Annotated in this window: 14 protein-coding genes; 10 read left to right on the forward strand and 4 right to left on the reverse strand. The window is 60.7% G+C overall.

Annotated features, from left to right (window positions below):
* The first annotated feature begins 73 nt into the window (after window positions 1-73).
* Genes cysT through AWB64_RS19880 form a run of 5 tightly spaced genes read left to right on the forward strand, consistent with a single transcriptional unit; the run spans window position 74 to window position 5,022 of the window.
* Window positions 74-970, forward strand: coding sequence for a sulfate ABC transporter permease subunit CysT (gene cysT, locus AWB64_RS19860; protein ID WP_060857143.1), 897 nt, complete (start codon window positions 74-76; stop codon window positions 968-970).
* Window positions 967-1,911: a sulfate ABC transporter permease subunit CysW gene (gene cysW / locus AWB64_RS19865; RefSeq protein ID WP_060857144.1), complete on the forward strand. Its 945-nt coding sequence runs from the start codon at window positions 967-969 to the stop codon at window positions 1,909-1,911. Before cysT ends, cysW begins: the two co-directional genes overlap by 4 nt.
* A 15-nt stretch (window positions 1,912-1,926) precedes the next feature.
* Window positions 1,927-2,985, forward strand: coding sequence for a sulfate/molybdate ABC transporter ATP-binding protein (locus AWB64_RS19870; protein ID WP_060857145.1), 1,059 nt, complete (start codon window positions 1,927-1,929; stop codon window positions 2,983-2,985).
* 24 nt (window positions 2,986-3,009) lie between these two features.
* Window positions 3,010-3,936: a CysB family HTH-type transcriptional regulator gene (locus tag AWB64_RS19875; protein WP_060857146.1), complete on the forward strand. Its 927-nt coding sequence runs from the start codon at window positions 3,010-3,012 to the stop codon at window positions 3,934-3,936.
* Window positions 3,937-3,993: 57 nt separating this feature from the next.
* Window positions 3,994-5,022 carry an asparaginase gene (locus AWB64_RS19880; protein WP_060857147.1) on the forward strand — a complete coding sequence of 343 codons (1,029 nt, stop codon included), beginning with the start codon at window positions 3,994-3,996 and terminating at the stop codon, window positions 5,020-5,022.
* Window positions 5,023-5,076: 54 nt separating this feature from the next.
* On the opposite strand, the gene lysM is transcribed toward AWB64_RS19880, so the two are convergent.
* The 4 genes from lysM to gcl form a co-directional block, all read right to left on the reverse strand.
* Entirely contained in the window at window positions 5,077-5,565 is a 489-nt protein-coding gene (gene lysM / locus AWB64_RS19885; protein ID WP_060857148.1) for a peptidoglycan-binding protein LysM, read from the reverse strand.
* 302 nt (window positions 5,566-5,867) lie between these two features.
* Entirely contained in the window at window positions 5,868-6,755 is an 888-nt protein-coding gene (locus AWB64_RS19890) for a 2-hydroxy-3-oxopropionate reductase (protein ID WP_060857149.1), read from the reverse strand.
* 36 nt (window positions 6,756-6,791) lie between these two features.
* Window positions 6,792-7,595 carry a hydroxypyruvate isomerase gene (gene hyi / locus AWB64_RS19895; RefSeq protein ID WP_060857150.1) on the reverse strand — a complete coding sequence of 268 codons (804 nt, stop codon included), beginning with the start codon at window positions 7,593-7,595 and terminating at the stop codon, window positions 6,792-6,794.
* Between the two features lie 44 nt (window positions 7,596-7,639).
* On the reverse strand, window positions 7,640-9,421 hold the full coding sequence (gene gcl, locus AWB64_RS19900; protein ID WP_060857151.1) for a glyoxylate carboligase: 1,782 nt from the start codon (window positions 9,419-9,421) through the stop codon (window positions 7,640-7,642).
* A gap of 155 nt (window positions 9,422-9,576) precedes the next feature.
* On the opposite strand from gcl, the gene AWB64_RS19905 reads away from it, so the two are divergent.
* The 5 genes from AWB64_RS19905 (at window position 9,577) to rplI (ending at window position 12,160) form a co-directional block, all read left to right on the forward strand.
* Window positions 9,577-10,482, forward strand: coding sequence for a LysR family transcriptional regulator (locus tag AWB64_RS19905; protein WP_060857152.1), 906 nt, complete (start codon window positions 9,577-9,579; stop codon window positions 10,480-10,482).
* 185 nt (window positions 10,483-10,667) lie between these two features.
* Entirely contained in the window at window positions 10,668-11,042 is a 375-nt protein-coding gene (gene rpsF / locus AWB64_RS19910) for a 30S ribosomal protein S6 (protein ID WP_056353082.1), read from the forward strand.
* A 57-nt stretch (window positions 11,043-11,099) separates the two neighbouring features.
* Entirely contained in the window at window positions 11,100-11,399 is a 300-nt protein-coding gene (gene priB / locus AWB64_RS19915) for a primosomal replication protein N (RefSeq protein ID WP_056353084.1), read from the forward strand.
* A gap of 2 nt (window positions 11,400-11,401) precedes the next feature.
* Window positions 11,402-11,677 carry a 30S ribosomal protein S18 gene (gene rpsR / locus AWB64_RS19920; protein ID WP_060857153.1) on the forward strand — a complete coding sequence of 92 codons (276 nt, stop codon included), beginning with the start codon at window positions 11,402-11,404 and terminating at the stop codon, window positions 11,675-11,677.
* A gap of 27 nt (window positions 11,678-11,704) precedes the next feature.
* A complete protein-coding gene (gene rplI / locus AWB64_RS19925; protein WP_060857154.1) occupies window positions 11,705-12,160 on the forward strand; it encodes a 50S ribosomal protein L9 in 456 nt (151 codons plus the stop codon).
* Window positions 12,161-12,288 lie beyond the last annotated feature (128 nt).

Consider the following 12,288-nt stretch of genomic DNA (forward strand, 5'->3'; position numbering starts at 1 on the left):
GCACAGACGGTCAGAACCTTGAAACACCCTGAAGCGCCGTCCCCGCGGCGCAACGGTACTGGATGATGGACGCATGACAACTTTCACTTTCCGCAAGCCCAGCGCACTGCCGGGCTTCGGCCTGACGCTTGGCATCACGGTGGCGTATCTGAGCCTGGTGGTTCTGATTCCGCTTGCCGCGACCTTTGCCAAGACGGCCACGCTCGACTGGGCGACCTTTATGCGCGCGGTCACGGCGCCTCGCGTGATGGCGTCGTACCGCCTGACGTTTTCGGCGGCGCTTGGCGGCGCATTGATCAACGCGGTGTTCGGCTTCCTGGTCGCCTGGGTCCTCGTGCGATACACCTTCCCGTTCAAACGCATCGTGGATGCAGTGGTCGACCTGCCGTTCGCCTTGCCCACGTCCGTTGCAGGGATTGCGCTCGCGGCCGTGTACGCGCCCAACGGCTGGATAGGGCAATTTCTCGCGCCGCTCGGGCTCAAGGTGGCGTTCACGCCGCTTGGCGTGCTGGTGGCGCTGACGTTCATCGGCTTGCCGTTCGTGGTGCGCACGGTGCAGCCGGTGCTCGAGGACTTCGAGCGCGAGCAGGAGGAAGCCGCCGCGTGCCTGGGCGCAACGCGCTGGCTGACGTTTCGCCGCGTGGTGCTGCCGTCGCTTTTCCCCGCGCTTCTGACCGGCTTTGCGCTTGCTTTCGCACGGGCGCTCGGCGAATACGGCTCGGTGATTTTCATCGCGGGCAATGTGCCGATGAAATCCGAAATCACGTCGCTGCTGATCATCACGAAGCTGGAACAATACGACTACGCCGGGGCAACTGCGATTGCCGTGGTGATGCTGTGCGTGTCGTTCCTGATGCTGCTGCTCATCAACACGCTGCAATGGTTTCTCCAGCGGCGCACGAGCCGTGGCGGCGCGGGTCCCGCGCCCGCGCTCGCCGGTTCGTTGCACATCGACGGAGCCAAGGCATGAGCAGCGTCAACCAGAAAACGGCCGATATCGCGGCGTTGCGCGCGGTAGAACACAAGCTCGATCCCGTCACCGAACCGCGCGCAGTGCGCTGGATCCTGACTGCGGTCGCGCTGATTTTTCTCGCGCTGTTTCTCGTCGTGCCGCTTGTCGCCGTATTCGCGCAAGCCTTCGCGAAGGGCGTGGCCTATTACTTCGATTCCTTGAAGGACCCCGATGCGTGGTCGGCCATCAAGCTCACGCTGATCACCGCCGCGATTGCCGTACCGCTGAACGTGGTGTTCGGCCTGTCGGCGTCCTGGGCGATCGCGAAATTCGAGTTTCGCGGCAAGGCGTTTCTCACCACGCTGATCGACTTGCCTTTCTCTGTTTCGCCGGTCGTCTCGGGCCTGATCTACGTGCTGATGTTCGGCGCGCAGGGCTGGTTCGGACCCTGGCTTATCGACCATAACGTGCAGATCATCTTCGCCGTGCCCGGCATCGTGCTCGCTACGATCTTCGTCACGTTCCCGTTCGTTGCGCGCGAGTTGATCCCGCTGATGCAGGCGCAAGGCAACGATGAAGAAGAGGCCGCGCATGTACTCGGTGCATCGGGCTGGCAGATTTTCCGGCGCGTGACCTTGCCCAACGTCAAGTGGGGTTTGCTGTATGGCGTGATCCTCTGCAACGCCCGGGCGATGGGCGAGTTCGGCGCGGTGTCGGTGGTTTCGGGCCACATTCGCGGCCAGACCGACACCATGCCGCTGCACGTCGAAATCCTCTACAACGAATACAACTTCTCGGCGGCGTTCGCCGTGGCGTCGCTGCTTGCGCTGCTTGCGCTCGTCACGCTCGGTCTGAAACTGCTCGCCGAGACCCGCATGGCGCAGTCGATGGAAGCCGCGCAGGCCCAGCCCGCCGATATCGATGCCAGCAAACCCGCTGCCGCGTCACTCCAGAACTAGAAGGCGAAGATCACCATGAGCATCATCGTTCGAAATTTGCAGAAGCGCTTTGGCGATTTCGTCGCGCTGGATAACGTCTCGCTCGATTTTCCGGCGGGTGAACTGGTCGCGTTGCTCGGACCTTCGGGTTGCGGCAAGACCACGTTGCTGCGCGTGATCGCGGGGCTCGAGTACGCGGATGCGGGCTCGGTCGTGCTGAACGGCGAGGACGTCGCGGCTGTCGGCGCACGCGAGCGTCAGGTCGGTTTCGTATTCCAGCATTACGCCCTGTTCCGTCACATGACCGTGTTCGAGAACGTCGCGTTCGGTTTGCGCGTGAAGCCGCGCAAGGAGCGGCCATCGGAAGCGGTGATCCGCGAGAAAGTGCATGAACTGCTCAAGCTTGTGCAGCTTGACTGGCTGGCGCAACGGTTTCCGTCGGAGCTTTCGGGCGGGCAGCGGCAGCGGATTGCATTGGCGCGCGCGTTGGCCGTCGAGCCGAAAGTGCTGCTGCTCGACGAGCCGTTCGGCGCGCTCGACGCCAAGGTCAGAAAGGAATTGCGCAGTTGGTTGCGGCGTCTGCATGACGACCTGCATATCTCGACCATCTTCGTCACGCACGACCAGGAAGAAGCGCTCGAAGTCGCCGACCGGATTGTGGTGCTCAATCGCGGGCACGTGGAACAGGTCGGCAGTCCGCAGGACGTCTACGACCATCCGCAGACGTCGTTTGTGTATGAGTTTTTGGGCGCGGCCAACCGCCTGAGAGGTACGGTCGATAAGCAAGGTTTCGTAGCACAAGGCGCCGCGCAGCCGATCGCCACCGAAGCGAATTTTGCAGGCCCGGCGATAGCCTACGTGCGCCCGCACGATCTCACGCTGTTTCCAACGGCCTCGGGTCATCGGGATGGCATCGTGGTCGACGTGCGCCGGGTGGTCACGCTCGGCGGGTCCGTGCGCGTGGACCTGGAAGGCGCGGAAGGCAACGTGCTCGAAGCCGAACTCGATCGCGAGACGTGGCGTGGTTTGAACCTGAATATAGGTGACGGCGTGACGGCCGTCCCGCGCGTCCTGCGCGTGTTCCCGGCGCACTGAAAATTCCCAAGAAGAGAGGCTGACATGAACTTCCAGCAATTGCGTTTCGTCCGCGAGGCCGTGCGCCAGAACATGAACCTGACCGAGGTCGCGAACGTGCTGTATACGTCGCAGTCGGGCGTGTCCAAGCAGATCAAGGATCTCGAGGACGAACTCGGCGTGGACATCTTCATCCGGCGTGGCAAGCGTCTCACCGGTCTCACGGAGCCGGGCAAGGAAGTGCATCAGGTGATCGAGCGCATGTTGCTCGACGCCGAAAACCTGCGCCGCGTCGCGCGCCAATTCGCCGATCAGGACAACGGCCATCTGGTGGTTGCAACCACGCACACGCAGGCGCGTTATGCGTTGCCAAAAGTCATCCGCCAGTTCACCGAGGTGTTCCCGAAAGTCCATCTTGCGCTGCGCCAGGGCAGCCCGCAGCAGATCGCGCAGATGATCATCAATGGCGAAGCGGATATCGGCATCTCGACAGAAGCGCTCGACAGATATCCGGATATCGTCACGTTCCCTTGCTATTCGTGGCATCACACGGTGGTGGTGCCGAAGGGGCATCCGCTGGTTGGCCGCGAGAACATCACGCTTGATGAAATCGCCGAATATCCGATCGTGACCTACGACAACGACTTCACCGGCCGCTCGCACGTGGACCAAGCGTTTGCCCGGGCGGGCGCACTGCCGGACGTGGTGCTGACCGCCATCGACGCCGACGTGATCAAGACCTATGTGGAACTCGGCATGGGCATTGGCATTGTGGCCGCGATGGCCTTCGATGAAAAACGCGATACCGAACTCGTCGCGCTGGATACCCAGCATCTGTTCGAAGCCAGCACCACGCGCGTGGGTTTGCGCAAGGGCGCGTTTCTTCGCGCTTACGCGTACAAGCTCATCGAAATGTTCGCGCCGCAACTGGATGAAGCACAGATCGCGGCGCAGTTGCGCGAAGCGGCGTAGGCCTCGCGCGGAACCGGCTTCAAACAAGCTTTAAACCGGCTCCGCTACAATTGCGGCATGAACTCCTTACACACTTCATCGCCGTCCGGATTGCCGCCTGGATTGCCACGGATCGCCGTGCTCGCCACCGGCGGAACCATCGCTGGCGAGGCGGGTGACGCCGCGAAAACTTCCGGGTACAAGGCGGGCGTTGTCGGTGTCGATAAATTGCTCGATGCCGTGCCGTCCTTGTCGCAAGTCGCGCGGATTCACGCGGAGCAAGTGGCGAGCATCGACAGCAAGGACATGACGCCGACACTCTGGGCGACCTTGTGTGCGCGCGTGAATGCGTTGCTCGCGCTGGACGACATTGACGGTGTCGTCATCACGCACGGCACGGATACGCTCGAAGAAACCGCGTACTTGCTGCATCTCACTGTAAAAAGCGACAAGCCGGTTGTGCTGACGGCCGCCATGCGGCCCTCGACGGCTTTATCCGCCGATGGCCCGCTCAACCTGCTCAACGCAGTCACGGTGGCGGCGAGCAAGGCGTCGTGGAAACAGGGCGCGCTGGTCGCATTCAATAACCAGATCCACAGCGGGCGCGACGTGGTCAAGACCAGCACCTATGCGGTCGATGCTTTCCGTTCACCCGAAGGCGGCGCGCTGGGCTGGGTGCAGGATGGTCAGCTTGAATATCAGCGCACGGTCGTGAGGCCGCATACGTTGCAGACGCCATTTCAGATCGCGGCTGATTTGCCGACGGTTGAAATCGTAGCGAGTTACGCGGGTGTATCGCGAGTGGCTGTGGATGCCCTGGTCGCTGCCGGAGTGAAAGGGCTGGTGATCGCGGGCACGGGAAACGGCTCGATTCATTCAACCTTGCAACAAGCCGTGGCCGATGCCGCGAAGCAAGGAGTAGTGGTCGTGCGTTCGTCGCGAGTCGGCTCGGGTCATGTGATGCGCAACGGCGCGGCGCCCGACGACACGCTGGGATCAGTCACGGCGGGGAGCCTGAACCCGTACAAGTCGCGCGTGCTGCTGATGCTGGCGCTGGCGGCGGGAACGCCGCCAAAATACATGCAAAGCGTCTTCGATACCTACTGACTTCCAATAAAAACGCGAACCGAAGCTCGCGTTTTCATCAACAAAATCAATCGTTCAAGCTAGCGGCGGAATGCGCAAGACCTGTCCCGGGTAGATCTTGTCCGGGCTGCTGAGCATGGGCTTGTTCGCCTCGAAAATCACATCGTTTTTCGCGCCATTGCCGTAGTACTTCGTTGCGATCTTCCAGAGATTGTCGCCTGCGGCAACCGTATGGAATTGTGAAGCCGGCGTGGGATTCAATACGGTCATGCGGTCGTCGACTTTATCGACGTGCTGCACATTGCCTGCGGCGACGAGGATCTTTTCCTTCGTCGCCTGATCGGCGGCTTGCCCGCTGACCGTGACCGTATGCGAGGCGCCGTCGAAGGCGACCTGGAGGTTGTCGGCGCTGAGGCCTTGAGTGCGGATATACGCCGCGATGGCGTCTCCGGCGGTCTTGTTGAGCGCCGCCACGTCCGGCGCTGCTGGCGCGGCGGACGCCGTGGTCGACACGGCGCCGAATAACTTTTCGCCTGCTTCCTTGATGAAACTGAACATGCCCATGTTGCAACTCCTGTATTAACCGGTGAAGCGGCCCAGTCGAGCCGAGCTTCTTAGTCGCGTAGCCCCAGGCTTAGTTCGCGGACTTCACGGCAGGAGTTGTAATACTGTGTCGATGAACACGATGTAAAACAAAAGCACGAAACAAGACAACGAATCAAAAGCAAAAAAAGATCCGGCAGGCGGACACCCGGCAATGACGTCTGACCGACCAAGGCTTCCACGTCATCGCCGGGCGCCGCTAGACGGACCCAACGTTATTACACTTTTTGCAACCCACCGGAGATCAGCCGGTTTTCAGCAATTCAATTTCCTTCGGTAACCTGATGATTCGACATCAGTTCCAGCGCCTTCACCATTCCCGAGTGATCCCACTCGCGTCCGCCGTTCGCCACGCACACGCTGAACAGTTGCTGCGCGCTCGCCGTATGCGGCAATGCGAGTCCAAGCTTCCTGGCGCTTTCCAGTGCGAGGTTCAGATCCTTCTGATGAAGCTCGATCCGGAAGCCTGGATTGAATGTGCGTTTGGTCATGCGTTCGCCGTGCACTTCCAGGATCCGCGATGCGGCGAAGCCGCCCATCAACGCCTTGCGCACGCGCTCAGGATCGGCGCCCGACTTCGATGCAAACAGCAGCGCTTCCCCCACCGCTTCAATATTGAGCGCCACGATAATCTGGTTGGCGACCTTGCACGTTTGCCCCGCGCCGTTTTCGCCGATGAGCGTGATGTTCTTGCCCATCACTTCGAACAGCGGCTTCGCGCGTTCGAACGCGGCTTCGGGGCCGCCGACCATGATCGTGAGTGTTGCTTCGCGCGCGCCGACTTCGCCGCCGGAAACGGGTGCATCGAGATAATCGCAGCCGAGCGCGTTGATTTTCTTGGCGAAAGCCTGCGTCTCGAGCGGCGAGATGGAGCTCATGTCGATCACGAGCTGGCCTTTCTCGAGTCCTTTTGCCACGCCGTCGTCGGCGAAGAGAACATTGGCCACATCGGGCGTGTCCGGCACCATCAGGACGATGATTTCGCTGCCGCGCGCTACTTCTGTCGAATTGCCGGCCACCGTGCCGAGCGCGCGCAGATCGTCGGGCACCGGATATGCGCCGTTGAGTACCAGCGTGTGGCCGGCTTTCTTGAGGTTGCGCGCCATGTGGGCGCCCATGATGCCGAGTCCGATAAAACCGATTGTTGCCATTACGTGTGTCTCCTCCAGATAGTGTGGGCCAGGGCGTCAGGCCGCCGCGTGCGCGTTCTTCCAGCCAGCGAGTTCCGCGAGCCATCCGAGGCCGGCTTCGGTCGTTGCACGCGGTTTGTATTCGCAGCCAATCCAGCCTTGATAGCCAATCGAATCCAGCAGCGAGAACAGGAACGGATAGTTGATTTCACCCGTGCCCGGTTCGTTGCGGCCAGGGTTATCAGCCAGTTGAACATGCGCGATCGATGGCAGGTTGCGCTTGATCGTCGCCGCCAGTTCGCCTTCCATGCGCTGCATGTGATAGATGTCGTACTGCAGGAACAGGTTGTCCGAGCCGACATCGCGAATCACGTCCAGTCCTTCCTGCGATTTGTTCAGCGCGAAGCCGGGGATATCGAAGTGATTGCACGGCTCGACCAGGAGCCTGATGCCTTCTTTCTTCAACGCGCCAGCCGCGAACTTCAGGTTTTCGACGATCGTCGCCCGCGCTTCCTCGCGGCTGACCGATGCCGTAGGAATGCCCACCAGGCAGTTCAGTTGCGGCACTTTCAGCGCCTTCGCGTATTCGATTGCCTTAGCCACGCCTTCGCGAAACTCTTCCTTGCGATCCGGCAAACACGCGATGCCACGCTCACCGCCTTCCCAATTGCCCGCGGGCAGGTTGTGCAGCACGATTTGCAGATTGTTGTCGTCCAGACGCTGACGCAGATCCGCAATGGAATACGGATACGGGAACAGGAATTCCACCGCTTCGAAGCCCGCTTCCGCCGCCGCTGCAAAGCGGTCGAGGAAGGGCACTTCGTTGAACAGCATTGTCAGGTTTGCGGCAAATTTCGGCATGGTTTCTACTCTCTCAGACGGCTTTCAGACTAATACTCAGGCACTCAGGCGTTCGATGTCGATGCAATGGCGGTCGGTGCATCCTGCTCGGTTTCTGCGAGCGGCTCGAATTCGTTGATGTTGTCGATTTCCGTGCCCATCGCGATGTTCGTCACGCGCTCCAGAATCACTTCCACGATGATTGGCACGCCGAACTCCGCCAGCATTCCCTCGGCTTTGCGGAGAGCGGGAGCCAGGTCTTCCGGCTTGAATACTCGCATCGCCTTGCAACCGAGACCTTCGGCAACAGCAACGTGATCGACACCGTAGCCATTCAGATCCGGCGCGTTGATGTTCTCGAACGCGAGCTGGACGCAATAGTCCATGTCGAAGCCGCGCTGCGCCTGACGAATCAGGCCGAGGTACGAGTTGTTCACGACCACGTGGATATAAGGCAGCCTGAACTGCGCGCCGACCGCAAGCTCTTCGATCATGAACTGGAAGTCGTAGTCGCCCGAAAGCGCGACGATCGGCCGTTGCGGGTCTGCGGCGCGCACGCCGAGCGCCGCCGGAATCGTCCAGCCGAGCGGGCCGGCCTGACCGCAGTTGATCCAGTTGCGCGCCTTGTACACGTGCAGGAATTGCGCGCCGGCAATCTGTGACAGGCCGATGGTCGAGATGTAGCACGTGTCCCGGCCGAAGACCTTGTTCATCTCTTCGTACACGCGCTGGGGTTTCATTGGCACGTTGTCGAAGTGCGTCTTGCGATGCATCGTGCGCTTGCGTTCCTGGCATTCGCCCACCCACGCGCCGAGATCCTTCAGCTTGCCCGCGGCCTTCCATTCGCGCGCCACTTCCACGAAGAGTTCGAGCGCGAACCGGGCGTCGGAGACAATGCCGAGCTCCGGTCCGAATACACGGCCGATCTGCGTCGGTTCAATGTCCACGTGCACGAACGTGCGGCCCTTCGTATAGACCTCGACACTGCCGGTATGGCGGTTCGCCCAGCGATTGCCAATGCCCAGCACGAAGTCGGAAGCAAGCATGTTGGCGTTGCCGTAGCGGTGCGCCGTTTGCAGGCCGCACATGCCGGCCATCAGCGGATGATCGTCGGCAATCGCGCCCCAGCTCATCAGCGTCGGGATCACCGGTACGTTCACGAGTTCGGCGAACTCGACCAGGAGGTCTTCAGCCGCCGCGTTCAGCACGCCGCCGCCCGACACGATCAACGGCCGCTCCGACGCGACAAGCATCGTCAACGCTTTTTCAATCTGGGCGCGCGTGGCTTTTGGCTTGTAGACGGGCAGGGGTTCGTACGTATCGATATCGAATTCGATTTCGGCGAGTTGCACGTCAATGGGCAAATCGACCAGCACCGGCCCCGGACGGCCCGAGCGCATCAGGTGAAAGGCCTGCTGGAATACGCGCGGCACAAGCGCCGGTTCGCGCACCGTGACAGCCCATTTCGTCACAGGCTTCGCGATGGACTCAATATCGACGGCCTGGAAGTCTTCCTTGTAAAGGCGCGCGCGCGGCGCCTGCCCCGTGATGGCGAGAATCGGGATGGAGTCAGCCTGGGCGGAATACAGGCCGGTGATCATGTCCGTGCCGGCCGGTCCCGACGTGCCAATACATACGCCAATATTGCCCGGCGACGCCCGCGTATAACCTTCAGCCATGTGCGACGCGCCTTCCACGTGCCGCGCGAGCACATGCCCGATACTGCCGGCCCGCTGCAGCGCGGAGTAGAGCGGATTGATCGCCGCGCCCGGCACGCCGAACGCCATCTCGATGCCTTCTTTCTCCAGCACCAGAACGGCTGCGTCTACAGCTCGCATTTTTGTCATGACTGTCTCCATCCACTTGGTGTTTGCTGTGTCCCGCCATGGCGAAACGTCGTTTAACGGACTTTATGCGTATGCCGGAGTGTTGATAAGATCAGCCAGAGTCGTTTGATCCGATACAAAAAGTATGGAACGGATGGGGCAACGGAGACAGGAAAATGGATCGATTCAAGCAGATAGAGACGTTCGTGAAAGTCGCCGAGGCTGGCAGCCTCGCCGCGGCCGCGCTGGAGGAGGGCGTGTCGCCGGTGATTCTGGGGCGGCGTATCGATGCGCTGGAAAAGCGCCTTGGCGTCAAACTGATGTACCGCTCGACGCGCCGGCTGGTGGTCAGCGAAGAAGGCGCCGCGTTCCTGGAGCGTTGCCGTGGACTGCTCGCCGACTGGAACCAGGCGGAAAACGAACTCGCCGATGGCCAGCGCACGGTCGACGGCCACCTGATTGTCTCGGCGCCCGCGGCTTTCGGGCGGATGCACGTGGCGCCGCACGCTCCCGGGTTCCTCGCCGACAAACCCGCGTTGCAGATGTCGTTCAATCTGAACGACCGCGTGGCCGACCTGATTCGCGAAGGTTACGACCTGTCGATCCGGATTGGCGGCGCGGTGGACCAGAACTTCGTGGCGGTGAAACTTGCCGAAAACCATCGCGTGGTCTGCGGCACGCCCGCGTATTTCAAGAAGCACGGCAAGCCGAAAACGCTCGACGACCTGCCGCGCCACAACTGTCTCGCCTTCAACCTGCAAGGCGGCCAGAACCGCGGCTGGTATTTTCGCCGCAACGGCAAGCTGGCGACGGTGCGCGTCTCCGGAAACCTGGATTGCAACGACGGCGAATTGCTTCACCGCTGGGTGTCCGAGGGCCACGGGCTTGGCTGGCGCTCCACGTGGGAGATCCAGCGGCAACTCGCGGCGGGCGAACTGGAAACCGTGCTGGATGAGTTCGCGTTGCCGGACTACGACATCCTCGCGGTGTATCCGCAGCAGCGCTATGTGCCGGCAAAAGTGCGCTACTTCATTGATTATTTGAAGAAAGTCTACGCGCAGCCGGACTACTGGAGCCGATGAGCGCCGATCGCACCAACCCGCGCAACACGCAGGACCGGGACCTAAGCCATTGAAAACACAGCGGAACTAAAGCGCAAAAGACCTAAATCAGTTGTGAGCGCGTCCATATCCCGCTATAATCGTTGGCTTCTCTCTTGCCGCACCGGTCCGACGCCCGGGTGGCTTTATATCCTCAAGGAGTAACAATGCGTCATTACGAAATCGTATTTATCGTGCATCCGGATCAGAGCGAGCAAGTGCCCGCCATGATCGAACGGTACAAGACCACGATCACGTCGCACGGTGGTTCGATCCACCGCATCGAAGACTGGGGCCGCCGTCAGCTTGCCTACATGATCGAGAAACTCGCGAAGGCTCACTACGTGTGCATGAACATTGAATGCAGCCAGGAAACCCTGGAAGAGCTGGAACACGCATTCAAGTTCAACGACGCAGTGCTGCGTCACCTGATCGTCAAGATGAAGAAGGCCGAAACCGGCCCGTCGCCGATGATGAAGGAAGTGCACCGCGAAGAAGCCAAGAAGGCGGCCAGCCAGCCGTCGACTGAAGCGCAGGCTTAATAGACACCTCGAGACACCTCGGATACCTCTCAGAGGCGTCAAGCCACCAGGATTCAAGTGAACCGGCTGCAACTGACAGCAAGCGTCGTGGAACGCGAACCGGTGCGGTACACCCCCGCCGGCGTCCCCATAGCAAGCTGCACGTTGCATCACTGCACGGAAGTTGTCGAAGCGGGCATTGCCCGTCAAATCGAACTGACGCTTCCAGCGGTAGCGGCCGGTGCTGCGAGCGGCAAGCTGGAAAGCCTTGCAATGGGCGTTGAAACGCTCTTTACAGGCTTCATGGCCAAGAAAAACCGCAACGCGCGAACCCTGGTGTTTCACATCACAGAATTGCAGGATATTGGAAAGGACTGAACATGCCCCGCCCGACTGGTAAGAAATTCGACAAACGTCGTCAGCAACAAAACCCGCTCTTCAAGCGCAAGAAATTCTGCCGTTTCACGGCTGCCGGTGTTGAATACATCGACTACAAGGACACGGAAACGCTGAAGGACTTCGTTGGTGAGAACGGCAAGATCACGCCGGCTCGTCTGACAGGAACGAAGGCTCACTACCAACGTCAGCTCGACACGGCTATCAAGCGCGCTCGTTTTCTCGCGCTCCTGCCGTACACCGACCTGCACAAGGCCTAATCAGACGACGCAATAAGGAAAAGCCAAATGCAAATCATTCTTTTGGAAAAAGTCGTCAACCTGGGCAACCTCGGCGACATCGTGAAGGTCAAGGACGGTTACGCACGTAACTTCCTGATCCCGGGCAAGAAGGCTCGCCGTGCAACGAAGGACGCAATTGCGGAATTCGAAGTGCGCCGTGCCGACCTGGAAAAGGTTGCTGCTGAAAAGCTGGCGGCCGCTACGGCTCAAGGCGAAAAGCTGAGCGGCGCAACCGTTCAGATCTCGCAGAAGGCTGGCGTCGACGGCCGTTTGTTCGGTTCGGTGACGAACGCGGATATCGCCGACGCGCTGAAGAAGCAAGGTCTGGCAGAAGTCGAAAAGTCGCAAGTGCGCCTGGCCGACGGCCCGCTGAAGCTGGTTGGCGATCACGCCGTCCAGATCGCACTGCACACAGACGTTATTGTCGATGTGACGGTGTCGGTGCTGGGCGAGCACGCTTAAAGCTTCCGGTCAGCCGGGATTTCTCCGGCGCCGATGAAAAGTCACAGCACGTAGTCCGGCTGTAAAAAGAAGGGCGGGAACCCTCAACGGTTCCCGCCTTTTTTGTTTCTGATCGCCCGCCGCCTCGC

It is taken from the genome of Caballeronia sordidicola, from assembly GCF_001544455.2.
In the GTDB taxonomy this organism is placed as follows: Bacteria; Pseudomonadota; Gammaproteobacteria; order Burkholderiales; family Burkholderiaceae; genus Caballeronia; species Caballeronia sordidicola.

What these genes read in the sequence shown, in the direction of transcription:
- cysT (WP_060857143.1), top strand. Translation starts at nt 74, where the DNA reads ATGACAACTTTCACTTTCCGCAAGCCCAGCGCACTGCCGGGCTTCGGC.
- cysW (WP_060857144.1), top strand. Translation starts at nt 967, where the DNA reads ATGAGCAGCGTCAACCAGAAAACGGCCGATATCGCGGCGTTGCGCGCG.
- AWB64_RS19870 (WP_060857145.1), top strand. Translation starts at nt 1,927, where the DNA reads ATGAGCATCATCGTTCGAAATTTGCAGAAGCGCTTTGGCGATTTCGTC.
- AWB64_RS19875 (WP_060857146.1), top strand. Translation starts at nt 3,010, where the DNA reads ATGAACTTCCAGCAATTGCGTTTCGTCCGCGAGGCCGTGCGCCAGAAC.
- AWB64_RS19880 (WP_060857147.1), top strand. Translation starts at nt 3,994, where the DNA reads ATGAACTCCTTACACACTTCATCGCCGTCCGGATTGCCGCCTGGATTG.
- lysM (WP_060857148.1), bottom strand. Translation starts at nt 5,565, where the DNA reads ATGGGCATGTTCAGTTTCATCAAGGAAGCAGGCGAAAAGTTATTCGGC.
- AWB64_RS19890 (WP_060857149.1), bottom strand. Translation starts at nt 6,755, where the DNA reads ATGGCAACAATCGGTTTTATCGGACTCGGCATCATGGGCGCCCACATG.
- hyi (WP_060857150.1), bottom strand. Translation starts at nt 7,595, where the DNA reads ATGCCGAAATTTGCCGCAAACCTGACAATGCTGTTCAACGAAGTGCCC.
- gcl (WP_060857151.1), bottom strand. Translation starts at nt 9,421, where the DNA reads ATGACAAAAATGCGAGCTGTAGACGCAGCCGTTCTGGTGCTGGAGAAA.
- AWB64_RS19905 (WP_060857152.1), top strand. Translation starts at nt 9,577, where the DNA reads ATGGATCGATTCAAGCAGATAGAGACGTTCGTGAAAGTCGCCGAGGCT.
- rpsF (WP_056353082.1), top strand. Translation starts at nt 10,668, where the DNA reads ATGCGTCATTACGAAATCGTATTTATCGTGCATCCGGATCAGAGCGAG.
- rpsR (WP_060857153.1), top strand. Translation starts at nt 11,402, where the DNA reads ATGCCCCGCCCGACTGGTAAGAAATTCGACAAACGTCGTCAGCAACAA.
- rplI (WP_060857154.1), top strand. Translation starts at nt 11,705, where the DNA reads ATGCAAATCATTCTTTTGGAAAAAGTCGTCAACCTGGGCAACCTCGGC.